This is a genomic window from Bradyrhizobium retamae (assembly GCF_001440415.1).
GTDB lineage: Bacteria > Pseudomonadota > Alphaproteobacteria > Rhizobiales > Xanthobacteraceae > Bradyrhizobium > Bradyrhizobium retamae.
This window is the reverse complement of the sequence record NZ_LLYA01000192.1, coordinates 259,186-280,023: the sequence shown is the minus strand read 5'-3', so window position 1 is coordinate 280,023 and position 20,838 is coordinate 259,186. Positions and strand designations below refer to the sequence as shown.

The 20,838-nt window shown below is 62.0% G+C and carries 23 protein-coding genes and 1 riboswitch; of the genes, 9 read left to right on the top strand and 14 right to left on the bottom strand.

What is annotated here, in order from left to right:
• Positions 1 to 564: 564 nt before the first annotated feature.
• The 10 genes from CQ13_RS33575 to CQ13_RS33530 form a co-directional block, all read right to left on the bottom strand.
• The gene (locus CQ13_RS33575; protein WP_156434055.1) at positions 565 to 768 is read right to left on the bottom strand and encodes a helix-turn-helix domain-containing protein; all 204 of its coding nucleotides are present in this window, start codon (positions 766 to 768) and stop codon (positions 565 to 567) included.
• A 340-nt stretch (positions 769 to 1,108) separates the two neighbouring features.
• Positions 1,109 to 1,663 carry a hypothetical protein gene (locus tag CQ13_RS33570; RefSeq protein WP_197427524.1) on the bottom strand — a complete coding sequence of 185 codons (555 nt, stop codon included), beginning with the start codon at positions 1,661 to 1,663 and terminating at the stop codon, positions 1,109 to 1,111.
• A 180-nt stretch (positions 1,664 to 1,843) separates the two neighbouring features.
• Positions 1,844 to 2,896: a methyltransferase gene (locus CQ13_RS33565; protein ID WP_057847054.1), complete on the bottom strand. Its 1,053-nt coding sequence runs from the start codon at positions 2,894 to 2,896 to the stop codon at positions 1,844 to 1,846.
• Positions 2,897 to 3,113: 217 nt separating this feature from the next.
• Complete coding sequence (locus CQ13_RS33560) at positions 3,114 to 3,512, bottom strand: hypothetical protein (RefSeq protein WP_057847053.1); 399 nt, start codon at positions 3,510 to 3,512, stop codon at positions 3,114 to 3,116.
• Positions 3,513 to 3,537: 25 nt separating this feature from the next.
• Positions 3,538 to 5,436 carry a phosphomethylpyrimidine synthase ThiC gene (thiC, locus tag CQ13_RS33555; protein ID WP_057847052.1) on the bottom strand — a complete coding sequence of 633 codons (1,899 nt, stop codon included), beginning with the start codon at positions 5,434 to 5,436 and terminating at the stop codon, positions 3,538 to 3,540.
• A 130-nt stretch (positions 5,437 to 5,566) separates the two neighbouring features.
• Positions 5,567 to 6,193, bottom strand: coding sequence for a thiamine phosphate synthase (locus CQ13_RS33550; protein WP_057847051.1), 627 nt, complete (start codon positions 6,191 to 6,193; stop codon positions 5,567 to 5,569).
• The gene (locus CQ13_RS33545) at positions 6,180 to 6,962 is read right to left on the bottom strand and encodes a thiazole synthase (protein WP_057847050.1); all 783 of its coding nucleotides are present in this window, start codon (positions 6,960 to 6,962) and stop codon (positions 6,180 to 6,182) included. The genes CQ13_RS33550 and CQ13_RS33545 overlap by 14 nt, the downstream gene beginning before the upstream one ends.
• 174 nt (positions 6,963 to 7,136) lie before the next feature.
• Complete coding sequence (gene thiS, locus CQ13_RS33540) at positions 7,137 to 7,334, bottom strand: sulfur carrier protein ThiS (RefSeq protein ID WP_057847049.1); 198 nt, start codon at positions 7,332 to 7,334, stop codon at positions 7,137 to 7,139.
• Positions 7,325 to 8,338: an FAD-dependent oxidoreductase gene (locus tag CQ13_RS33535; RefSeq protein WP_057847048.1), complete on the bottom strand. Its 1,014-nt coding sequence runs from the start codon at positions 8,336 to 8,338 to the stop codon at positions 7,325 to 7,327. Before CQ13_RS33535 ends, thiS begins: the two co-directional genes overlap by 10 nt.
• Positions 8,326 to 8,472, bottom strand: a riboswitch (TPP riboswitch). Its footprint overlaps the gene before it by 13 nt.
• A 106-nt stretch (positions 8,473 to 8,578) precedes the next feature.
• Positions 8,579 to 9,112 carry a lytic transglycosylase domain-containing protein gene (locus CQ13_RS33530; RefSeq protein WP_057847090.1) on the bottom strand — a complete coding sequence of 178 codons (534 nt, stop codon included), beginning with the start codon at positions 9,110 to 9,112 and terminating at the stop codon, positions 8,579 to 8,581.
• Positions 9,113 to 9,464: 352 nt separating this feature from the next.
• On the opposite strand from CQ13_RS33530, the gene CQ13_RS33525 reads away from it, so the two are divergent.
• The 4 genes from CQ13_RS33525 to CQ13_RS33510 all read left to right on the top strand — a co-directional run bounded on the left by CQ13_RS33525 (position 9,465) and on the right by CQ13_RS33510 (position 11,249).
• Entirely contained in the window at positions 9,465 to 9,659 is a 195-nt protein-coding gene (locus CQ13_RS33525) for a hypothetical protein (protein WP_057847047.1), read from the top strand.
• Positions 9,660 to 9,816: 157 nt separating this feature from the next.
• Complete coding sequence (locus tag CQ13_RS33520; protein WP_028349570.1) at positions 9,817 to 10,194, top strand: PRC-barrel domain-containing protein; 378 nt, start codon at positions 9,817 to 9,819, stop codon at positions 10,192 to 10,194.
• A 96-nt stretch (positions 10,195 to 10,290) separates the two neighbouring features.
• Entirely contained in the window at positions 10,291 to 10,836 is a 546-nt protein-coding gene (locus tag CQ13_RS33515) for a PRC-barrel domain-containing protein (RefSeq protein ID WP_057847046.1), read from the top strand.
• Between the two features lie 197 nt (positions 10,837 to 11,033).
• On the top strand, positions 11,034 to 11,249 hold the full coding sequence (locus CQ13_RS33510) for a dodecin family protein (protein ID WP_057847045.1): 216 nt from the start codon (positions 11,034 to 11,036) through the stop codon (positions 11,247 to 11,249).
• Positions 11,250 to 11,382: 133 nt separating this feature from the next.
• Here the strand turns inward: CQ13_RS33510 and CQ13_RS33505 are convergent, their stop codons facing one another.
• Entirely contained in the window at positions 11,383 to 12,939 is a 1,557-nt protein-coding gene (locus CQ13_RS33505) for a DUF4403 family protein (RefSeq protein ID WP_057847044.1), read from the bottom strand.
• Between the two features lie 147 nt (positions 12,940 to 13,086).
• On the bottom strand, positions 13,087 to 13,761 hold the full coding sequence (locus CQ13_RS33500) for a L,D-transpeptidase (RefSeq protein ID WP_057847043.1): 675 nt from the start codon (positions 13,759 to 13,761) through the stop codon (positions 13,087 to 13,089).
• Positions 13,762 to 14,433: 672 nt separating this feature from the next.
• Between CQ13_RS33500 and CQ13_RS33495 the strand changes: the two genes are divergently transcribed.
• Positions 14,434 to 14,784, top strand: a complete 351-nt coding sequence (locus tag CQ13_RS33495; RefSeq protein ID WP_430649731.1) for an ArsR/SmtB family transcription factor — start codon at positions 14,434 to 14,436, stop codon at positions 14,782 to 14,784.
• A complete protein-coding gene (locus CQ13_RS33490; RefSeq protein WP_057847041.1) occupies positions 14,759 to 15,262 on the top strand; it encodes an SRPBCC family protein in 504 nt (167 codons plus the stop codon). Before CQ13_RS33495 ends, CQ13_RS33490 begins: the two co-directional genes overlap by 26 nt.
• 978 nt (positions 15,263 to 16,240) lie before the next feature.
• On the opposite strand, the gene CQ13_RS44745 is transcribed toward CQ13_RS33490, so the two are convergent.
• Positions 16,241 to 16,417, bottom strand: coding sequence for a hypothetical protein (locus CQ13_RS44745; RefSeq protein ID WP_197427523.1), 177 nt, complete (start codon positions 16,415 to 16,417; stop codon positions 16,241 to 16,243).
• 168 nt (positions 16,418 to 16,585) lie between these two features.
• Complete coding sequence (locus CQ13_RS33480; RefSeq protein ID WP_057847039.1) at positions 16,586 to 17,983, bottom strand: TAXI family TRAP transporter solute-binding subunit; 1,398 nt, start codon at positions 17,981 to 17,983, stop codon at positions 16,586 to 16,588.
• A 129-nt stretch (positions 17,984 to 18,112) separates the two neighbouring features.
• On the opposite strand from CQ13_RS33480, the gene CQ13_RS33475 reads away from it, so the two are divergent.
• The 3 genes from CQ13_RS33475 to CQ13_RS33465 all read left to right on the top strand — a co-directional run bounded on the left by CQ13_RS33475 (position 18,113) and on the right by CQ13_RS33465 (position 20,657).
• Positions 18,113 to 19,168, top strand: coding sequence for a glycosyltransferase family 4 protein (locus tag CQ13_RS33475; protein ID WP_057847038.1), 1,056 nt, complete (start codon positions 18,113 to 18,115; stop codon positions 19,166 to 19,168).
• Between the two features lie 60 nt (positions 19,169 to 19,228).
• Positions 19,229 to 19,918 carry a class I SAM-dependent methyltransferase gene (locus CQ13_RS33470; protein ID WP_057847037.1) on the top strand — a complete coding sequence of 230 codons (690 nt, stop codon included), beginning with the start codon at positions 19,229 to 19,231 and terminating at the stop codon, positions 19,916 to 19,918.
• Between the two features lie 121 nt (positions 19,919 to 20,039).
• A complete protein-coding gene (locus tag CQ13_RS33465) occupies positions 20,040 to 20,657 on the top strand; it encodes a hypothetical protein (protein ID WP_057847036.1) in 618 nt (205 codons plus the stop codon).
• The last annotated feature ends 181 nt before the right edge of the window (positions 20,658 to 20,838 follow it).

The window sequence follows — 20,838 nt, the reverse complement described above, 5'->3', positions numbered from 1 at the left end:
CAGCCTTGAGCCCGGCCGATCACCGGGCTACTTCAAAAATACAGTTGCTTCCCGGAGAACGGCTCTTTTGCCTCCGTCGCCGATGGGATAATTCCCGCCGGCTTAACGCCAGCACCGCGGCGCCCGAACCACACGACTTCGCCGTACGCTTCCTGCGCCTACGTCTTGCGCATTCCGCGTCCATCGCATCTCACCGCACGTTCGTGACGATCGCGAGCCGCCCCTCCATCGGGTGAGACGGCGGAGTTATGCGACTGATTTGCCTCTCGCGTTAAGCGAAATATTTTTGATTCTGAGGCTTGACGCGATTTCTGAAAATCAGAATTGATTTTGCCCGTCGTGTTGATTTGTCGCAGGCCGCAGCACGAAATCGCGCTTGCTCGGCAGGCAAATCAGTCCGCGGTCCCGTAGGATTGGCAAAGGCGCAAAGCGCCGTGCCCACCAGTTCACGCCGTGCTCATTGATGGCAGGCACGGCGGACAGGTCGTCGCTTGCGCTCGTCGCAACGACGGGTGCGGCGACTTCGGTTCAAGTGTCAGACAGCGTGGATTGCGCCGCCGCACTCTAGCCATGTCCCGGTACGTCGGCCCCATCAGTCGCGTACTGCCGGATCTTGTTGCGCATCGTGCGAACCGAAAGTCCGAGCAGGCGCGCAGCGTGGGTGCGGTTGCCGTGGCAGCGCGCCAGCGTCTGCAGCACGAGTTCGCGCTCGATCGCTTCGACCGTCGAGCCGATCAGCATTGGCACGATCTCGTGGGGTGAGGGCATCTGAGAAACCGACAGCGGAATCTCGGGCACGGCAACGCAGTCCGCGCCAAGGTACACGTCATCATACTCCCGGGGCATCAACACCTCCCGATCGACGCCTGCTCCGGAACGCGGAGCAGAAACATCAGGAATCACTGGCCCCCTGCCGCCGGGTACCGTGGGCGCGAATGGTTAACGGAAGATTAATGAGCACAGAAAAGTTTTTGCGTCGATCAGTTACACCTAGAGGTATATGTTGAAAGACAGGCAGATAGTTGAAAGACAGGCAGATAATCGGGTGAGCCACCGCGTAGGAGTAGTCCATGCCTCAACGCGGTGGATTGCGCTTCGCTAATCCGCCCTACGACCCTACGCGGACTGCTCGCGCCATATCCTTTTCATAGATTCCATCAGCGCAGTGGCCTGTTAAAAGATCGAGCGTGAATGGGGCCCAAATGTCTCCGACCGGAGTCCATGCTTCGCCCGTGAGCTCGGTTTCATGTACTTTGACGTTGCGGAAGCTATCCCACGAAATCCGCGGGCTTATCCATCCCGAATTGTCTGACCGCACAGCGGCGAAATCGACCAGTCCCTGGAAGACTACCAGGCCGAGTTGATGCAGGGGAAACACGGCCGCGATGTCATCCCATGCTGCGCAATCTCGCATGGCGCGCGATTCGGGATCGATGACACAGGTGTGACCGTCTGCGACAACAATCACATCCGCTCCATTAGGATGATCAAGCACGGCAGTGCAGTTCGTCATCCCTCCAAGGAAGTTGCCGACCCACGGATCGGACTTTTCTGGATAAAAGCGTACCACGAGCCCTTCACGAAACTCGTGCTCACCACGTCCGGTGAACGACACGGCCCTCGGCCCGTACGGCGGCAGCCCAGGTAAGATTTCAAACCGCATCGCCGGCACCCAATTCATCTGAAGTCAGTAAATGGCGGATCACGCTCCGCTAACTAGGGCGTGTACTCATAGATTCGTTATTTCTGCCTCACCCCCAAGAGCGGACATGGAAGCGGACATTGGCGATGTCAGCGTGGGGCCAGGAACGGTCATTCAGGCCGCCGAGTCAGCGGGCCGATTTCATATTGGCGTAGCTTCTATGAGGCTATCCGGTATGCGCATCGGGATGACGCGTTCGAGTCGCAAACCCGCCGCACTTACAAGGGCCTCGAATTGCTCAGCGGTACGCTCGCGGCCGCCGCCGGTCCACATCATCATTGTCAGATCGAGCAGGGCATGACTCTGCGCTAGCGGGCTGGCTTCGACGCGCTCTGGCATCACGCGGTCGAGAATGAGTAGCTTGGACTTCGGCCCCATGGCGAGGCGGCAAGAGCGAAGTACCTCGATGGCGTGTGGATCATCCCAGTCATGGATGACGCGAGAGAGGAGATATAGGTCTCCGCGAGGCGGCACGGAAGTGAACATGTCGCCGCTCACGATCTCGCAGCGGTCCGCGACACCCTCCGTGAGGAGAAACCGCGATGCGCTTTCCACGACACGAGGCAAGTCGAACAGGGTGCCGCGCAGCTGAGGATGGCCTTTGAGTATCGCCGCGAGCATCTTGCCGCGACCCCCGGCCACGTCGACCACTCGACCAGCACCGCCAAAATCATAAGCCTCGGCGACAGCCTGCCCGGTGATCGCAGACCGACTAGTCATCGCGTCGTCGAAGGTACGCGCTAAATCCTCCTGCTTCTCGAGATAGGCAAAGATCGTTTCAATGCCATGAAGAAGCTGAAAGGCATTCTTGCCCGTGCTGACGCATTCGGCGAGGCACCCGCTCGTTTGCCAGAATGTCTCACTGCCAAACATGAGAATGAGGGGGCGCACTGAATTTGGAGTATCGGCGCGCAGACAATCTCCTACTGCCGTCAGTTCGAATTCTCCCGTGCCGAGATCCTTGACAACATCGAAGGCCGCCAGCGCCCGAAGCAGACGCAGCATCGTGTCGGGCCGGCTCCCGGTCTCCTGCGCGATTTCGGCGCTCCTCATCGCGCCCTTGCCCAGAACGTCAGGGATGCCAAGCTTCACTGCGACAATCAAGGCCTGAGACGCTTGATACGCCGTAGCAAGCCCTAGGGCAATCGCCGGTGGCGGTACCAGATGCGCTTGTTCGCTCTCTTGGTGGGACACTCAAGCTACCGAATGCCGTTGGAGAATAAGACCGCCTGATATCTATTCTACGCTGGTAAAGTGACCTGCACAATCAAATCAGCACCTGGGTCACGACAGCAATGGGTCACTCTGCGACATATGCAGCGCAAGGAGGGATTTCCGCCAAACCGCCGAAACCGGACGGCGCTTCATGAGTACACGCGCCCTAATCCGCTCTATGGGTTAACGCCACCTGCTACCGCACCGGCTCCTTCGCCCGCTTTTCCGCTGCGACGGCTTCCGCCGACTTGCTCGATCGGACCATCAGAAAGGTCCCCGAAGCCGCCGTCCCCGGCAGCTTCCAGCGCCCGTCGATTTCCGTCGCGTCGGCGTTGACCGTGCCTTCATAGGAGACGGCGTTGTAGCCGTGGCCGGGCGGCTCATAACGCTTGATGAAGGAGACGGCGCTGCCGGAGCGATGACCCGCAATCGAAGCGTTGTGGGTGCTGATCGGGCAGCCGGGCACCGTGCAGGGTTCGGTCACATTTCCTGCGAGCGCGCCACCGGACTCGATGAGCGTCGCAAGAAACGTGACCATTCCTATCTGCCGCTGAACAAAGGTGCCGTCCCAGACACCGGTCAGACTGTCGGTCATCGCGGTCCAGATGCGTGCGCAGGCCTCACAGCACCCGGTTACTCTCCTTCACCTTCTCGGCATCCAGATACACGCTGCTTCCCATCTCCTTGAATTTCTCCGACATCTGCTTCATCCCATCCTCGATGGTGCCCGACACCGACATCCCCACGCTCGCCGGATCGTTCAGCGTTGCCGCATAATCCCGCACGTCCTGCGTGATCTTCATCGAACAGAACTTCGGGCCGCACATCGAGCAGAAGTGGGCGACCTTGTGGGCTTCCTTCGGCAGCGTCTCGTCGTGGAAGCTCTTTGCCGTGTCGGGATCGAGGCCGAGGTTGAACTGGTCGGTCCAGCGGAAGTCGAAACGGGCGCGGGAGAGCGCGTCGTCGCGGAGCTGGGCGGCCGGGTGGCCCTTGGCCAAGTCAGAGGCGTGGGCGGCGATCTTGTAGGTGATGACGCCGGTCTTGACGTCGTTGCGGTCGGGGAGACCCAGATGCTCTTTCGGCGTGACGTAGCAGAGCATGGCGCAGCCGAACCAGCCGATCATGGCCGCACCGATGCCTGAGGTGATGTGGTCGTAGCCCGGCGCGATGTCGGTGGTCAGCGGGCCCAAAGTGTAGAACGGCGCTTCGCCGCACTCCTTGAGCTGCTTGTCCATGTTGATCTTGATCTTGTGCATCGGCACGTGGCCGGGGCCCTCGATCATCACCTGGCAGCCCTTGTCCCACGCGATTTTTGTCAATTCGCCGAGCGTTTCAAGTTCGGCAAATTGTGCGCGGTCGTTGGCATCCGCGATCGAGCCGGGGCGCAGGCCGTCGCCGAGCGAGAACGAGACGTCATACTTGCGCATGAGGTCGCAGATCTCGTCGAAGTGCGTATAGAGGAAGCTTTCCTTGTGATGCGCCAGGCACCACTTCGCCATGATCGAGCCGCCGCGCGACACGATACCGGTGACGCGGTTGGCGGTGAGATGGATGTAGGGCAGGCGGACACCGGCGTGGATCGTAAAATAGTCGACGCCCTGTTCGCACTGCTCGATCAGCGTGTCCTTGTAGAGCTCCCAGGTCAGCTTGACGGGATCGCCTTCGCACTTCTCCAGCGCCTGGTAGATCGGCACGGTGCCGATCGGCACCGGCGAGTTGCGCAAGATCCATTCCCGCGTCGTGTGGATGTTACGCCCCGTGGAGAGGTCCATCACGGTGTCGGCGCCCCAGCGGATCGCCCACACCATCTTGTCGACTTCCTCTTCCACCGAGGAGGTGACGGCGGAGTTGCCGATATTGGCGTTGATCTTGGTGAGAAAATTGCGGCCGATGATCATCGGCTCGAGTTCGGCGTGGTTGATGTTGGAGGGAATGATGGCGCGTCCGCGCGCGATCTCGGAGCGGACGAACTCCGGCGTGATGAAGGCGGGGACCTCAGCACCAAAACTTTCGCCATCGGCGAGCGCCGCTTCCGCGCGCTCTAGCTGCTTTTTGCGGCCGAGGTTTTCGCGCTCGGCGACATAGATCATCTCCTTGGTGATGATGCCGGCGCGGGCGAATTCGAGCTGGGTGATCTTGTGGCCGTCGAGGCCGCGGATCGGCTTGTGGTGTGCCGTGAAGGCCTTTGCGGCGTGCGAAGCGCCGACATTGCCGTTGTCCTCCGGTTTGATCTCGCGGCCCGCATATTCCTCGACCCCGCCGCGCTCCTTCACCCAGGCGAGACGGTTGCGGGAGAGACCGGCGTTGACGTCGATGGTCACGGACGGATCGGTGTAGGGGCCGGAGGTGTCGTACACCGGCAGGTTCGGTTCACCCGCGGCTTCGGAGAGGATGATTTCGCGCAAGGGCACGCGCAGGTCGGGCGCGGCGTCCGGCGTTGAAAAGATTTTTCGCGACGAGGGCAGGAGCCCGGTGGTGACGGCGGGACGCGTGGTGTCGGGGTTGGAGCGAATGTTCATTTCGTATCCTCCGTTAAACTCTGATTTGTTGCCGTCATTGCGAGCGCAGCGAAGCAATCCATTGATCCGCAAGCGGAGATGTGGATTGTTTCGTCGCTTTGCTCCTCGCAATGACGGGGTGAGCACTGCATCACGCGGCTTCCGCGTTTTGGCCCAGCCATTGCCGCACCCGCGCGTCGGGGTCGGCGTTCTGGGTGACGTCGCTGACGACGGCGATCGAGTCTGCGCCGGCGGCGTAGATTTCGGCTGATTGTTCGAACTTGATGCCGCCGATCGCAACCAGCGGGATGTTGCCGATGCGCTTTTTCCACTCGGTGATCTTTGGAATGCCTTGCGGGGCGAAGCGCATCGATTTCAGCGTGGTCGGGAAAATCGGACCGAGCGCGATGTAGTCCGGTTTGGCGGCAAGCGCGGTCGCCAACTCCTCGTCATCGTGTGTGGAGATGCCGAGCGTCAGCCCTGCTTTGCGGATTTCGTTGAGGTCGGCGTCGACCAGATCTTCCTGGCCGAGATGCAGGTGCTTTGCGCCGGCGACGATTGCTGCGCGCCAGTAATCGTTGACCACGAGTTTGGCGTCGGTGCCCTTGATGACCTCCAGCGCGTCGGTCACGATCTGCAGCGCCCCGGCGTCGTCGAGGTTTTTGGCGCGCAACTGGATGGTGCCGGCGCCGAGCAGCGCCAGCCGCGCCACCCAGGCGACGCTGTCGACGACGGGATAGAAACGATCAGGATACGCGTGGCGATCAGGATACGGCATGCCAGAACGGGGTCCCAATCACAGGGGTGGAGGGCGAGGCGAAGTCGCGGGCTTCCATCAGGCCGGCTTCGTATGCGGTGCGCCCGGCTTCGACGCCTGATCGAAACGCCTTCGCCATCGCGACGGGATCGGCAGCTTTTGCCACCGCGGTGTTGAGCAGCACGGCATCGTAGCCGAGTTCGAGGGCGTGGGCGGCATGCGACGGGGCGCCGATGCCGGCGTCGACCACCAGCGTCACGTCAGGCAGGCGCTCGCGCATCAGTTTTAGCGCATCGCGGTTGGTGATTCCCTTGGCGCTGCCGATCGGCGCGGCCCAGGGCATCACGACCTTGCAGCCGGCATCGACCAGCCGCATCGCCACCGACAGGTCCTCGGTGCAATAGGGGAACACCTCAAAGCCGTCCTTGATCAGGATTCCCGCCGCTTCGACCAAGCCGACCACGTCGGGCTGCAGCGTGTCGTTGTCGGCGATCACTTCGAGCTTGATCCAGGGCGTACCGAACAATTCGCGCGCGAGCTTTGCGGTGGTCACCGCCTCGCGCACACTGCGGCAGCCGGCGGTGTTCGGCAGCACGGTGACATCGAGCTCGCGGATCAGCGACCAGAATGCATCCCCGGTCTTGCCGCCGGCGGCCTCGCGCCGCAGCGACACCGTGACGATGTTGGCGCCAGAGGCGCGGATCGCCTCCTGCATGATCGCCGGCGAGGGATAGAGCGCCGTGCCGATCAGCAGGCGGGAGGAGAAGGTTTTGCCGTAGAAGTTCAGCATGGTGTCAGTGTCCGTTCCACAACTCGTCATCGCGCCCACCACTCGTCATCCCCGCGAAGGCGGGGAACCAGTACGTCGGGACGGCTGTGATCAACCCGATAGGCCGCGGCGTACTGGGTCGCCCGGTCAAGCCGGGCGATGACAGCGGAGTTTGAGACGCGCATATACCCATCCTCACCCTCCCTGCCGTGGGGTGATGATTTCGATTTCGTCGCCGGCTTTCAGCGCGGTCTCGGCCCAGCGGCTTTTCGGCAGCACGTCGTAATTCAAGGCGATCGCGAAATGCGTGCCTTCGTATTCGAGCTCGGAGAGCAGCGCGTCGACGCGCTCTGAAGCGATCTCGCGCTGTTCGCCGTTGATGGTCACACGCATCGCATCACCTCATTGTCGATCTGGCCGCGCTGCACATAGGCGAGCGTCAGCTCGGCCAGCGCCGGCGCCACCAGGAAGCCGTGGCGGTAAAGGCCGTTGACCGCGATCTTGTTCTTGCGAACCGTAATCCGCGGCAGGTTGTCGGGGAAGGCGGGACGCAGCCCCGAGCCGAACTCGACGATGCGCGCTTCGGCAAAGGCCGGATGCACGGCATAAACCGCGCCGAGCAGCTCCAGCGCCGAGCGCACGCTGACGCCGGTGTCCTCGGCCTCGATCGAGGTCGCGCCCAGCATGAATTTGCCGTCGCCGCGCGGGATGACGTAGAGCGGCCAGCGCGGATGGATCAGCCGCACCGGGCGCGACAGCTCGACTTCGCTCGTCTCGATAATGATCATCTCGCCCTTGACGCCGCGCAGCTCCGGCTGCTCGTCGCGCGCCGAGAGCCCGCGGCAGTCGATCACGATGCCGTCGAGATCTTCCGCACTGATGTCGCAGTCGAACTTGACCGTGCCGCCGGCGGCTTCGATGCGCGCATGCAGCTCGGGCAGCACCTTGCGCGGCTCGACATGGCCCTCCTCAGCATAGAACAGGCCGTCGCGGAAGCGGCCGTCGAGCGAGGGTTCGAGCTGGCCGACGCCGCTTGCGTCGAGCCTGACATGGCCGGTGGTGAGCTTGGCAAAACGCTCGAAATCGGCGCGGTCGCGCGGATGCGCCACCACCAGCGATCCGTTGAACGGGGTGTCGGGAAAGAGCTCGCGCCACAAATCGAGCGAGCGGAAGCCGAGCCGGCCTATCATGGGCTCGGAGGTCTCTGCCTCGCAATAAGGCGCCAGCATGCCGCCGGCCCAGTGGCTGGTGGAGAGCGTCATATCGGCGTCACTGCGCTCGTACAAAGTGACGGCGCGGCCGGCCTGTGCGAACAACAGCGCCTGCCAAGCGCCGGCAATGCCCGCGCCGATGATGGAAACGGGGGAATCTCCCCGCAGATCTGACTTCTGGTACATCCCTGTCCCTTCGCCGGCATGACCCGGATCAGGTTCAAAGGGTCACCGCGGTCCCAGACCTCTACTTTGAAGAAGTAGAACTGCCCAAGCTTGCGGTATCTCAGCTCCTCGTCGGAGCACCCCTCGGAACAGGACTAATGTAGGCGGTTGGGCGTAGGTGTCAACACGCGCTCAGTCGTCATAACCGGCCATGAAGGTCATTTCGGAAGGAACTTGCACTGCGTCCGGGACATGCGCGAATTATTTTGCCGCCTGCAGCGCGTTCGCGTCAGCCGGCGTTCCGACCGGGCTGGCGACGATTTTCGGCGTGGCACCGCTCGCCAGCACGGGCGCGATCTGCAGCGGCTTCTCCGGCCGCTGGCGCTTTGCGGCGTAACGCTTTGCGGCGTAATAATAGCCGCTCGCATAATAGCGCACGGCGAGGCCGTGATCGCCGCCCGCGGCGCGATAGGCGCCGGCGAGATATTTGATGCCCCAGGCGAGATTGGTGTCGGGATCGCGCAGGCCCGCGGCGTCGCCGGTGTAGCCGAGGCCGCGTGCGGTCGGCAGCTTGATCTGCATCAACCCGATGGTGCCGCCGCGTCCGACCAGGTTCGGGTGATACTTGCTCTCACGCACGATCACCCGGTGCACCAGCGCTTCCGGCACGTTGTTGGCCGCGGCGTGGCTTGCGACCATGCTATCATACTGGGCGCGGCTCTGCGCGCTCGCACCTGATGAAACGAACAGCGCGGCTGTCGCGGCGAGCCAGACAAACTTCCGAAAGCTTTTCATAAAAATGATCTCGCCGGATGGACGCGTGAACGAGGTGGCGCTTTCGATTAGTTCCACCGGCGGGCCAAGATGTGGCGAAAAACCGACGACATCACGGCGAAATGTTCGCGCCCCGATGCAAGTGTAACGAACACGTCCAGCGTGACGCTTACGTTGTGGGTGCGATGCATCGCATCGAGCGACGCGAATCTGCGTCATGCGGACGCGCAAGGAATGTCGTGCAAAAGACGCAGTCAAGGTGTAAAGAAGACGCCGCGATAAACCAATTCATTCGACAGCAAACCTGTCCCATTCAACGACATTTTAAAAAGCGAGACGTCATTACGACGTCCGAAGTCTAGGGAGATGCGCCATGGCTCGACTCGACTCCAGCTATCTGCCTCGCGGAAATCCCTGTGCCCAGTGCAGTAAGCCGATCCCGAGACCGGATTGGGTGGAGAGCAGTCCCGGCCGTACATCCTTCCTCTGGTTCTGCCGCGCCTGCGACTATCGCTTCGAGGCGATCGCGATTTACGAGGAAGCGGATCCCGACGCGCTCGCGGCCTGACAGCACACGCTCATTCTACCTACGAGATCGGCATCGCCGGGTGGGCGCTGCCCGAAGCACCGCATTTCGCCATTTCTGAATAGGACAGGCTGGCTGTCGTAGAGCGGAACCAGCCGGGCGCAGCCACGTTGATTCCTCCTTGATAGTGGAGGGTCCGATGGCAAGTGATGTCATGGCCAAGCCGCATCAGTTGATCGCGAGCGACCGCGTCGAGGGGACCGCGGTGCGCCGGCCGAACGGCGACATGATCGGCCACATCGAACGGCTGATGATCGACAAGGTCACTGGTAAAGTATCGTATGCAATCCTGAGTTTCGGCGGGTTTTTGGGCATCGGAGCCAATCTGCTGCCGCTGCCCTGGGGACGGCTTCGCTACAACACGAAGTTCGAAGCCTACGAACTCGACATCGACGATGAAGAGTTGAGGCGCGCGCCGTCATTCCGTGCGGACAAGGATTTCGACTGGGGCGATCGCGCAAAGGAAGCCGAACTGCATCGCTATTACCGTATGCCGCCTTACTGGGGCGGCTTCTGATGCAGTCGGATCGGCGTGTTTCATGCGAAAACGCGTGGAACACTTGTTGAAGTGCCGGGTTTTCCTCGAAGCGTTTCTGAACTGAGGAGAACCGATATGTTAACGAAAACTGCCGTTGCCGGCCTCGCGGCGTCCGCGTTGCTGGCGAGTGTAGCGTTTGCGCAGCAAAGTCCTTCGGCAACGACTGACAGCGCCAAGACCGCCGCACCTGCGGCTGCAACCGATACCTCGTCGTTCAAGGGTACCTGGCGGGCTTCGAAGCTGGTCGGCCTGAACGTGTACAACGATAGCAACGAAAGCCTCGGCTCGATCAGCGATCTCCTGACCGACAAGAGCGGCGACATCAAAGCGGCCGTGATCGGTGTCGGCGGCTTCCTCGGCGTCGGCGAGCACCTGGTTGCGGTGCCCATCGACAAGGTGAAGTTCGTTGATGAGCCGGTTGCCTCCACCGGCACCGCGGGTGCGCCCGCTACGGGTGGGGCACGGACTACAGGCGCAGGCGGTGGCACGGGCGGCACGACGGGTGCTGCGACGGCGCCTGCCGCGCCGAAGAAGAATCCGTGGTATCCGGATCACGCCGTGTTCAGCGCGACGAAGGATCAGCTCAAGGCGATGCCGGAGTTCAAGTACTCGACCGAATGAGGCCGCGGTCTTAAACACCAGGCTTCCTCAAAATGGCCGGACGGCGTGATGCCGTCCGGCCGTTTGATTTTGGAAATGCCCGTTCGCGCAATGGTGCAGCGCAGCCTATCTGCGCGCATTTCCCAATGATAGGTTGTATCGCGGCAGGAGCATCTGCCTTCTGCCTTGCATGGATCCTGCGTCAACGGGAGGACGACATGGCGGACAGCGTCTACAAGGTCATCGAGCTGATCGGCACCAGCAGCGAATCCTGGGAGAAGGCCGCCGCTGGCGCGGTCAGCCGCGCCGGAGAAACCCTGCGGGATCTTCGTGTTGCCGAAGTGGTCCAGCTTGACTTGCAGCTTGATGCACAAGGCAAGGTGGAAGCCTACCGCGCCAAGCTGAAAGTCTCATTCAAGTTCGAGGGTTCGTAGTCGGCGGTTTCGTGGGGTGGGCAAAGGCGCGCACGCGCCGTGCCCACCACCTATCCGGGATTGTTGCCTTAAGTGGTGGGCACGCTTGCGCTTTGCCCACTCTACGATCTTCGCGCACCCACAGTTTGCAACATCACAGCGCCGGCAGCGCGCTGACATAGACATTGATGGCGCCTTCCGCTTCGGCGATCACGCGCAGCGTTTTGGAATCGAAGGCAATGCCGGCGAGCCGCAGCTTGCTGATTTCGGCCGAGACCCGCAGGCCGTCCTCGTTCTTCTGAAGATCGGCGATCGCTGCTGCAATCTTCTTCTGTGCGTTGCCCGCGAACGGCTTGAGGTCGACGACAGCCTTGTCCGCCAGCGTCCTCTGCAAATGCGGGATGGCCGCGCGCGCCGCGGCGCCCAACAGCCCGAAGGCAGCCTCCGACTCGATGGCGAGTTCGATGTCGGTCAGCCGCAGCGTCTGCTCGCCCTGATCGAGCACCGGCTTGCCCCAGATATGCACATTGGCCTCGCCGCCGAGGCCCAAGAAGCTCGTCTTTTCCTTGGCGCTGACCAGAAGCGAGATCAGCAGGCGGTTGCCGGAAGCGGCCACGGTGGCACGCTTGACGGTGACATAGACCGCGCCCGAACCGTCTTCAGGAAAGGTCTTCCCGGCGAACTGCGCCTCCACGATCTTGTTGATCTCGGTAAACGGCATGTCGATAGGCACGCCGATCGCGACCCGTCCCGGCGTCGGTGGCACCATGGCGATCGTAGCGGGGAACGGGCAGGACGGCTTGGTTTCGCTCGGTGTGATCCGGGTCTCGGCCTCGATGCCGAGCGTCAGTGTCAGGTTCGAGGCATCGACGCGCGGCTGCGCGGCAATCGCCCGGGTGGGGCGCAATTCCAGCCACAGCGCCGGCATCGTCGAACCGGCTGTCGTGCCCTGCAGCGGAATCGAACGGCAGGCCTTGGCCCACTGCACCCGCGCGTTCCGTTCTAAGGTCGGATCGTTGCGCATGCGCGCCTGCACCAGCGCGATTTGCTCGGCAACGTTCTGGTCGATCAACGGCTTCACCTGCGCGGGGACGTTGACGCGCGCGCCGGCCACGCTGAGGCTGGTGTCGCCGAGATTGACCTGCGCTGCGAGATTAGGCTCGACGCGCCAGTTCGTGGCGATCTGTGGTCGCGCCGATATGACGACGTTGCCCTTGATCTCGGCGCTGGCGTTGAGATTCTTGATGTTCACGCTGCCGATCTGCTTGGAGACGTTGCCGCCGAGCAGGCTTCCGAGCGCTTCGCCGACCGCACCCGTCGCCTTGGCCGACAGCGAGCCGGTTACGTTCAGTGTGCCCGTCAACGGCGTCACCAGCGACAGCACGTCCTGCGCGCCGGTCGCACTGATCGATCCGCGCGAGGCAGTCCAACCGATGTCGGCGTTCTGCAGGATCTGCGAAATCGGATTGTCGGCCTTGCCGGCGAAATTGCGCGGCGCGCCGCGATCGGCGGCATCGCGGATCGCCGACAGCGCAACCGCAATCGGCGCCATCACCGTGGATGCGCGTGCCGCCGGCGGCAGCGGCGGCAATTCGGCGAGCGCGGGCGCGCTGTTCGTGGCGCGGGGCGCGACAAAGTCCATCACTTTCAGGCTGATGGCAAACGACACGACGAGGACCGCAAGCGCGATCGCAATGGTCTTGACCCGCATCGTCCCCCGGACCCCAATGAATCGCCCCGCGACGTTTTACAGGGGTGGCGACGGGGACGCCACTGCACATTGCCGCGACCTCAGGTCAACGCGAAACGGCCCCGGCGAACGCCAGGGCCGCGTCTCGCATTAAGAAAAGCTAATGCCTCAGCGGATGGTCCGGCCGAGATCGGCGCGGCGATCCGTCATCGGCAGCACGATCACCCTGGTTCCGACGCTGACCCGCGAATACAGATCAATGACGTCTTCGTTGGTGAGGCGGAGGCAGCCCGAGGAGACGCGGCTTCCGATCGTCGAGGGGTCGTTGGTGCCGTGGATGCGATAGATGGTGCCGCCGAGATACATCGCGCGGGCGCCGAGCGGGTTGCCGGGGCCGCCCGCCATGTGGCGCGGCAGATAGGGCTGGCGGGCGATCATTTGCGGGGGCGGGGTCCAGGCCGGCCACTCGGCCTTGCGGGTGATCGTCTGGGTGCCCGACCAGGTGAAGCCGTCGCGGCCGATGCCGATGCCGTAACGCATCGCCTGGCCGTTGCCGAGCACGAGGTAGAGATAGGTGTTGGGGGTGTCGATGATGATCGTGCCCGGCGCCTCGCGGGTGTAGTAGTTCACGACCTGGCGGCGCAGGCGTGCCGGCAGCTCGAAGCGCTCTTCCTCCTCTGGCGCAGCTGCAACCGGCGGCGGGGCCGCTTCGATCTGCGGCAGGAAGAACGGAAACAGCGGCAGCGGAGCCGCAGTGGCGGGCGTGGAAAATGCGGTGGCGCCAATCGCCAGCGCGCCAAAAGCGGCGGCCGCGAAGCGGCTCAGTATCAATGAATTGGACATGATAGTCCCCCTGTTTGTCGCACCAGTTCGGCGCGTCGTTGGGGAAACTTCTACCGATGAACCGTTTCAGGACATTTGCACGAAATCGCCAAAATGGTTTCGTGGCGTTAGGGAATTGTTTCGTTAAGGTTTCGTTGCCCCTTCCCCTTGTGGGAGAGGGTGGATCGAATGAGCGGAAGCTCATTCGAGACGGGTGAGGTCTCTCCGCGAGCTCATCTCTGGGAGGCAGCCCTCATCCGGCGCATCGCGCTTGTTGAAAACGAGGATCGGCCAGCATTTGCGGCATCCCTGCGTCATGAAGCCATCATATTAGAGCCGGTTTAGTGCCGGTGCGTTCTAGGCCGTGAACTCATAAATTCGGTTCTGCAGAAGGCTTGCCCATGTCCGCTTCGCTCCGAAAGCGACTGAATTGCTGCGTCGCCGCGCAATGACGCGATGTGCCACTTGCGGCCGAATGCGATCGAAAATTTGAGCCCGACAACGGACGTAGAGATCTCTTCAAGTTCCATCTTCGGTTCGATCGCGACTGACGCCTCCGCAGCGACGCAGTCTCTCTTGATAAGTTGGCGAACGACGACGCTGTGCTCACCACCTATTAGTTAGCCGTATGGCTAACTTTCATTGACACACGTTTCTGTCTCCACTATAGTTAGCTTTATGGCTAACCAATCAATGCAGCTCGACCACGTTTTCGGGGCCCTGTCCGACGCGACCCGTCGTGCGATCGTCATGCGACTATGTGATGGCGAGGCATCCGTCGGAGAGCTGGCGAAGCCGTTCGAAATGGCGCTGCCGAGCCTGATGAAACACATCCGCATTCTAGAGAGCAGCGGCCTCGTTGCGTCCGAGAAGACCGGTCGCGTCAGGATGTGCTCATTGCAGACGGAAGCTCTCGCAACCGTCGAGGTTTGGTTGGCGGCACAAAGGGAGATCTGGGAGCAACGACTGGATCGACTGGAAATGCACGTTGAGAAACTGAAGAAAGAGGAAAGGTCCAATGCCCGCAAACGCAAGTCAAAATGAAACGTCCCTCTCCACTTGGGCGCTCGATCGAGAGATCGTCCTCTCGCGCGTGATCAACGCGCCACGAGAGTTGGTTTTCTCCGCTTGGGTTGATCCGCGGCATCTCCCCCAATGGTTTGGTCCGGCCGGTTTTAGGGTCGAGACAAAGTCAATGGATATTCGCGTCAACGGCGAATGGCGGTTCGATATGATCGCTCCCGACGGCAAGCGATATACGAATCGGATGCAATTCCGGCGAATCGAGAGGCCGCACCTGATCGAGATCGACCATGGCGCCGACAAAGACAACGATCCTGGCATATTCCGCACCACCATCACGTTCGATGAGCAGAGCGACGGCAAGACCGTCATCACTTTGCGGCAGTTGCATCCGACGAAGGTTCAGCGCGACGCGGGGATCGGATTCGGCGCGGTCGAATTCGGTTATCAGACCCTCGAGAAACTAGCGCAGCACGTCGAACGCAGTAGCGCTACTTAACGTATGCGAACATATCTGGTACGCGTTGTCCGCTTCCGGTGGGCCGGACGACAGCCGCTCTGTGGTCATTCGCGACCGGGCCGAACCGTGGCAAGCCCGGTCATGTCCACTATGTGCTCCAGATCGTCCCAATAGGAGGCGATCAGCTTCGCGACGATGACTGGACCGGCTGCTCACCATTGCGGGCATAGGAACAGACATGAAAGCCGCGAGTTAGTCGCTGAATGGCAGAAGTCGATCCTGACAGGGCTATTCGGCTATGAGAAACATCGTGAACGAGAATGGTGAGATCATCGCCAAGGCAACGCGTGACGGCACGTTGGTCGGCGGGCACCACCGCATCGCGGTGGCGGCTAGCCTCGGTCAAAAGCTGCTTTGGCAAGACAGCGGCGAACCTGTGAGCCTTGATGCCTTCTTCAGGCATCCGCATCCGAGTAGTTCTCAGCGGCACATAGCTGGAGGCGCTCGCTGACGCCAACAGGACCAGCCCTCACTGAGTATGACGAGGAGCACGTCATCACGTACATGCGCGTGCTTGATGCTCAACAAGGCGCCGACTAGCGTGATGTCTCCCGCATCGTGCTGCGCATCGACCCAGACACCGAGGCCGACCGCGCGCGTCTAGCGTTCGAAATCCACCTCTCGCGTGCCAGATGGATGACCGAGCAAGGTTATAGCCATCTGTTGCGAAGCGGCATCTGATCATAGCGACGCCTGCCTGTAACTTTCGATCATGGCTTCTCGGCTAGGGCCTTGATGGGTGGAACGGATTGTCAGGGGCGCTTGGGTCTCGGTCGTGGCAAAGGAGGTGATACAGAGCCCGCGAAGGCAACGGGCTTGGCCATGGGAGGCTGCGCGACTGCTGCGACTGGCGCGTGGTTCACGGGACTGCTGTGGCGGCCTACAATGTAGGCCCCTAGCGCCGTGACACCCAGTAGAACGAGTAGCGTTTTTGCCCGCATACTCGCACCACTACCTTTAGCCGGTCTTTCGAGCATTCATGGCCCGCTCAACCTCGTCGGCTAGCTGATTCAGATGCCGCGCAAGCCGGTCGAACATTTCGCGCTTCGCTTTGTCCGTAGCCAAGTCCCTGACAAGCGCGCATTCGGCCGCGTCTTTGCGCAGCTTCTCCAAATGGGTTTGATAATCCTTCATTGTCCCCTGCCTGTCTTAATTTTCCGTGACGGTGGCACGGAGAACAGGAGGCTGACCTAACAAATGTTAAGTCGGGGCGGACATTCGAGAAGGGAAAGAAAGTAAGAGCGCTGCAATACGTCCGGCGCCGGCAAATCGAGTTGAAGGGGGAAAGGTCCACCTAACCACTCAAGCCTGGCCAGCGCGCATTCGCGGCATGTCGGCTTGGCTGGTGGCGAGCACGGCGCGGCGATCGGCGACCGCATGGTGGAATTGTTCGAGCGCGAGGGCGATCACCGAGAGGTCACCTTCCTCGACGGTGCCGTCGTCGTAGCAATCGAGCGCCTCGCGCAACATGCCATCGGCCGCGGCTTGCATCTCGGCCAGCTCTTCCGGCGTTTCGACCTTCCTCGCCCTGGAAATCAACTCAAGGAGATGATCGCGATGGGCGGTGTATTGATCGCGCTCGTTCCTGTTCCAGTAGTGCTTGAACCAGGCGCCGGCGGAGCCCAGGCCCGACAGGATCAGCACCGCGAACCAGATGTAGTCGGTGTATTTCTCGAGGAACGTTCGTTCGTTGCCGTCGATATAGGCGGCTGCGCCCGCGTGCGCCGGCAGCGCTGCGTCTTTTTCGGTATCGGGCTTTTCGATCTGCGAGGCGGTCGGCAATTCACGCGCGAGCTGCTGCCGGTTGGTGAAGAGTTGGCGGGCGAAGGCGGCGACCGCCGTATCCGACAATGACTTTGGCGCGATGATCAGATGGTTGACGGCAACGGTATCGACCTTGTCTTCCGGCCGCTGCGGTGAAGAGCCGAAGATGCTGGCGGGAATTTCCTCGGATTCGTAGATCGGATTTTTCTTCGCAATGGCATCGGCAACATCGATCGGCAAGAATTTCGGCTCGCCGCGGGCAGCAGCCGTTGCAGCGATCGCGTCCACGGTAATCTTGCTCTTGAGCGGGCCGACCGCCATGAAGGCGTCGACCGACTGATCTTTCGCAATTTCGCCGAGCTGATTGGTGGCGAACTGGCTGATCGTGACCTTGTCGGGATTGATGCCGGACTCTTTCAGGATCCCGCGCAACAGCGTGACATTGGCCTGGGTCCGCCCGATCACACCGACGCGGTGGCCGGCCAGTTCATCGAGACTCTTGATCTTGGGCGTGGGCTGCTTCTTCGAGCCCTTGGCGGGAAGGCCGGAAGGCGCCCACAGTACCACGACATTGCGCAGAATGGCAACCGACTCGGCATTCGTCGGCAGGTTCAGGTCGCCGCGGGCGACGGCGAGATCGGCCTTGCCGTCCGTGAACAACGCAATGCTCTCCGTCGTTCCTTCCGTCGTGATCAGCGCCAGCCGTACCGAGCTGCCCTCACGCGCAAACGTCTGCGCCATCAACTGGACCAGTTTCTGGTCGTCGCTGCCGGCCGGGCCGACCGCAATCCGCAGCATCGTCGGCCGCAGCACGTAATACAACGTGCCCGCGGCGACGCCGAACGCGAGCAGGCCGGCGGCAAGGATCAGAAGCGCGTAGCTCTTCCGCTTCCGCCGGCGGCGGGATCGCACAGAATTGTCGTTGTAGTCTGTCATCTCGCTGTCACGTTACACGAAAATGCGTGGAGACGACTTAAAAACATCCTTACATATCGATGACGTCATACGCTTGAAATATCCATGGCTGAACGTCGGATTTGAGAATCATCAATCTCGGGTCCGGACATGAAGATATTGATTGCGACCGATGCGTGGCATCCGCAGGTGAACGGTGTCGTCCGCACGCTGACGTCGCTGGCACGCAGCGCCTCTGCGCTCGATGCCGATATCAGCTTCCTCACCCCGGACGGGTTTCCTTCCGTCGGCGTGCCGACCTATCCTGGCTTACGCGTCGCGCTGCCGAACCGGCGCGAGATCGCGCGACGGATCGAAGAGGCGGCACCCGACGCCATCCATATCGCAACCGAGGGGCCGATCGGCTGGATGGTGCGCGCCTATTGCCGGCGCCGCAAGCTTTCGTTCACCACGTCCTATACGACGCGCTTTCCCGAATATATCGCCGTCCGCACCGGGCTGGCGGCCGCCGTCGGCTATGCGGTGCTGCGGCACTTTCATGCCGCGTCTTCCACGGTCATGGTCGCCACCGACTCGCTGCGCCAGGAACTTACCGCGCGCGGCTTTCGGAAACTCGGCTTCTGGACGCGCGGCGTCGATACCGAATTGTTCAACCCGCATACGCGGGCGGCGCTCGATCTGCCCCGGCCGATCTTCATGACGATGGGCCGCGTCGCGGTGGAAAAGAATCTCGATGCGTTTCTGTCGCTCGACCTGCCGGGATCGAAAGTGGTCGTCGGCGACGGACCGCAGAGGGCGCAGCTCGCGCAAAAATATCCTGACGCAATCTTCCTCGGCGAGAAGAAGGGTGCGGAGTTGACCGCGCATCTCGCCGCCGCCGACGTCTTCGTATTTCCGAGCCTTACCGACACGTTCGGCGTCGTGCAGCTCGAGGCATTGGCCTGCGGCACGCCGGTCGCGGCATTCCCGGTCACCGGGCCGAAGGACGTCATTGCCGATCATCCGATCGGCGCGCTCGACACCGATCTGCGCAGCGCGTGCTTGCGCGCGCTGCCGATGTCGCGCGAAACCTGTCGCAATTTTGCGCTGGCGCGCTCCTGGGAAAACAGCGCGCGGCAGTTCCTCGGCAATCTAACCGCGCTGCAGCCGAGTCGCGTGTTGCGACCGGTGCGCCGGGCGCCTGCCGCGAGCGCCGTGCAGGGCTGAACCGAAAAATTCGACCATCAACACAAGTCATACGCGTGAGACGAGAAGGCAGAACCAACCATGGCAGACATCATCAAGCTTGACGGTACCAGATCCCTGGATTTCGACCGCGAAACGGTCGAGCAGGCGTATGATCGCTGGGCGCCGGTTTACGACCTCGTGTTCGGGGGCGTGTTCAGCAAGGGCCGCAAGGCGGCGATCCATGCGACCAACAAGATCGGCGGCCGCGTGCTCGAGGTCGGCGTCGGCACCGGCATTTCGCTGCCGCTATACGCGCCGCATCTGCGCATCTTCGGTACCGACATTTCGGAAGCGATGCTGCAAAAGGCGAAGAGGCGCGTCGATGAACTCGGCCTGAAGAACGTCGAGGGCCTCGCCGTCATGGACGCCGAGAATCTCGAATTCCCAGACGATTGCTTCGACGTGGTGATGGCGCAGTATGTCGTCACCGCGGTGCCGAATCCCGAAAAGGCGCTCGACGAATTCGCCCGCGTGCTGCGGCCGGGCGGTGAACTCATCATCCTCACCCGCGTCAGCGCCGACGCCGGTATGCGCCGCTTCATCGAGCAGCGCCTGCAGCCGGTGGTGCGTCCGCTCGGCTTCCGCACCGCCGAGTTCGCCTGGTCGCGCTATGCGCAGTGGCTGGCGGGCGCGCGCGGCATGGAGCTGGCGGAGCGCCGCCTGGTGCCGCCGCTCGGCCATTTTTCGCTGGTGCGCTTTCGGAAAATCGACGTCGCCGCGGCTGCCTGACGCGCCCTGATCGCCGTTGCGCCACCGCGCGGCCGCGAACTGTCACATGTCATTATCATGATGTCACATGCCGGACATCGAATCTCAGTAGACCCGATCCCATCGGAATTTGGGGGAGAACATGATCAAGAACTTTCTGCAGGAACTGCGTACCCAGCGCTGGGACGACCATCGCTACTATCACCACAGCCGCATCAACCAGTCGCTGCACTTCGTCAGCGCGGCGAGCTTCCTGTTCGCCTACGCGATGCTGTTCTTCGATCCCGTCGTGTCGGCGCTGGTCGGCTGGCTGGTCTCGATGACGACGCGGCAGGCCGGCCACTTCTTCTTCGAGCCGCGCGGCTATGACCACGTCAACCAGGCGACCCACGAGCACAAGGAAGAGATCAAGGTCGGCTACAATCTGCAGCGCAAGGTCGTGCTGATGACGATCTGGTCGCTGTCGCCGCTGGTGTTGTATCTCGACCCGACCTTGTTCGGCCTGTTCACGCCCTGGACGTCGTCTGCGGACTTCATGCGGCAGGTCGCCAAGATCTGGCTTGCGGTCGGCATCGGCGGGCTGTTGTTCCGCACCGTGCACCTGTTCTTCATCCGCGACGTCGAGACCGGTTTGGTCTGGATGACCAAGATCCTCACCGACCCCTTCAGCGACCTGAAGCTGTACTACAAGGCACCGCTGGCTCTCATGAAGGGCGAGCTGATCGATCCGGGTCTGGAGAAGCACGTCAAGCACGCGTGATTGTTGCGGCTTGATCCAGTGAGGCGTCATGGCCGGGCTTGTCCCGGCCATCTGCGTCTTGAACGTCAGACGAACTAAGACAGCAATTGTGAGGTCGTCATTGCGAGCGAAGCGACTCGTCCGCCGTAGCTTTAGCGAAGGCGGAAGCAATCCATCTCTCCGCGCGGGGACAGATGGATTG

Excerpts from the sequence above, each read along its gene's own strand:
- CQ13_RS33575 (WP_156434055.1), bottom strand. The coding sequence starts at position 768 with ATGCCCTCACCCCACGAGATCGTGCCAATGCTGATCGGCTCGACGGTC.
- CQ13_RS33570 (WP_197427524.1), bottom strand. The coding sequence starts at position 1,663 with ATGCGGTTTGAAATCTTACCTGGGCTGCCGCCGTACGGGCCGAGGGCC.
- CQ13_RS33560 (WP_057847053.1), bottom strand. The coding sequence starts at position 3,512 with ATGACCGACAGTCTGACCGGTGTCTGGGACGGCACCTTTGTTCAGCGG.
- thiC (WP_057847052.1), bottom strand. The coding sequence starts at position 5,436 with ATGAACATTCGCTCCAACCCCGACACCACGCGTCCCGCCGTCACCACC.
- CQ13_RS33550 (WP_057847051.1), bottom strand. The coding sequence starts at position 6,193 with ATGCCGTATCCTGATCGCCACGCGTATCCTGATCGTTTCTATCCCGTC.
- CQ13_RS33545 (WP_057847050.1), bottom strand. The coding sequence starts at position 6,962 with ATGCTGAACTTCTACGGCAAAACCTTCTCCTCCCGCCTGCTGATCGGC.
- thiS (WP_057847049.1), bottom strand. The coding sequence starts at position 7,334 with ATGCGTGTGACCATCAACGGCGAACAGCGCGAGATCGCTTCAGAGCGC.
- CQ13_RS33535 (WP_057847048.1), bottom strand. The coding sequence starts at position 8,338 with ATGTACCAGAAGTCAGATCTGCGGGGAGATTCCCCCGTTTCCATCATC.
- CQ13_RS33530 (WP_057847090.1), bottom strand. The coding sequence starts at position 9,112 with ATGAAAAGCTTTCGGAAGTTTGTCTGGCTCGCCGCGACAGCCGCGCTG.
- CQ13_RS33525 (WP_057847047.1), top strand. The coding sequence starts at position 9,465 with ATGGCTCGACTCGACTCCAGCTATCTGCCTCGCGGAAATCCCTGTGCC.
- CQ13_RS33520 (WP_028349570.1), top strand. The coding sequence starts at position 9,817 with ATGGCAAGTGATGTCATGGCCAAGCCGCATCAGTTGATCGCGAGCGAC.
- CQ13_RS33515 (WP_057847046.1), top strand. The coding sequence starts at position 10,291 with ATGTTAACGAAAACTGCCGTTGCCGGCCTCGCGGCGTCCGCGTTGCTG.
- CQ13_RS33510 (WP_057847045.1), top strand. The coding sequence starts at position 11,034 with ATGGCGGACAGCGTCTACAAGGTCATCGAGCTGATCGGCACCAGCAGC.
- CQ13_RS33505 (WP_057847044.1), bottom strand. The coding sequence starts at position 12,939 with ATGCGGGTCAAGACCATTGCGATCGCGCTTGCGGTCCTCGTCGTGTCG.
- CQ13_RS33500 (WP_057847043.1), bottom strand. The coding sequence starts at position 13,761 with ATGTCCAATTCATTGATACTGAGCCGCTTCGCGGCCGCCGCTTTTGGC.
- CQ13_RS33495 (WP_430649731.1), top strand. The coding sequence starts at position 14,434 with ATGCAGCTCGACCACGTTTTCGGGGCCCTGTCCGACGCGACCCGTCGT.
- CQ13_RS33490 (WP_057847041.1), top strand. The coding sequence starts at position 14,759 with ATGCCCGCAAACGCAAGTCAAAATGAAACGTCCCTCTCCACTTGGGCG.
- CQ13_RS44745 (WP_197427523.1), bottom strand. The coding sequence starts at position 16,417 with ATGAAGGATTATCAAACCCATTTGGAGAAGCTGCGCAAAGACGCGGCC.
- CQ13_RS33480 (WP_057847039.1), bottom strand. The coding sequence starts at position 17,983 with ATGACAGACTACAACGACAATTCTGTGCGATCCCGCCGCCGGCGGAAG.
- CQ13_RS33475 (WP_057847038.1), top strand. The coding sequence starts at position 18,113 with ATGAAGATATTGATTGCGACCGATGCGTGGCATCCGCAGGTGAACGGT.
- CQ13_RS33470 (WP_057847037.1), top strand. The coding sequence starts at position 19,229 with ATGGCAGACATCATCAAGCTTGACGGTACCAGATCCCTGGATTTCGAC.
- CQ13_RS33465 (WP_057847036.1), top strand. The coding sequence starts at position 20,040 with ATGATCAAGAACTTTCTGCAGGAACTGCGTACCCAGCGCTGGGACGAC.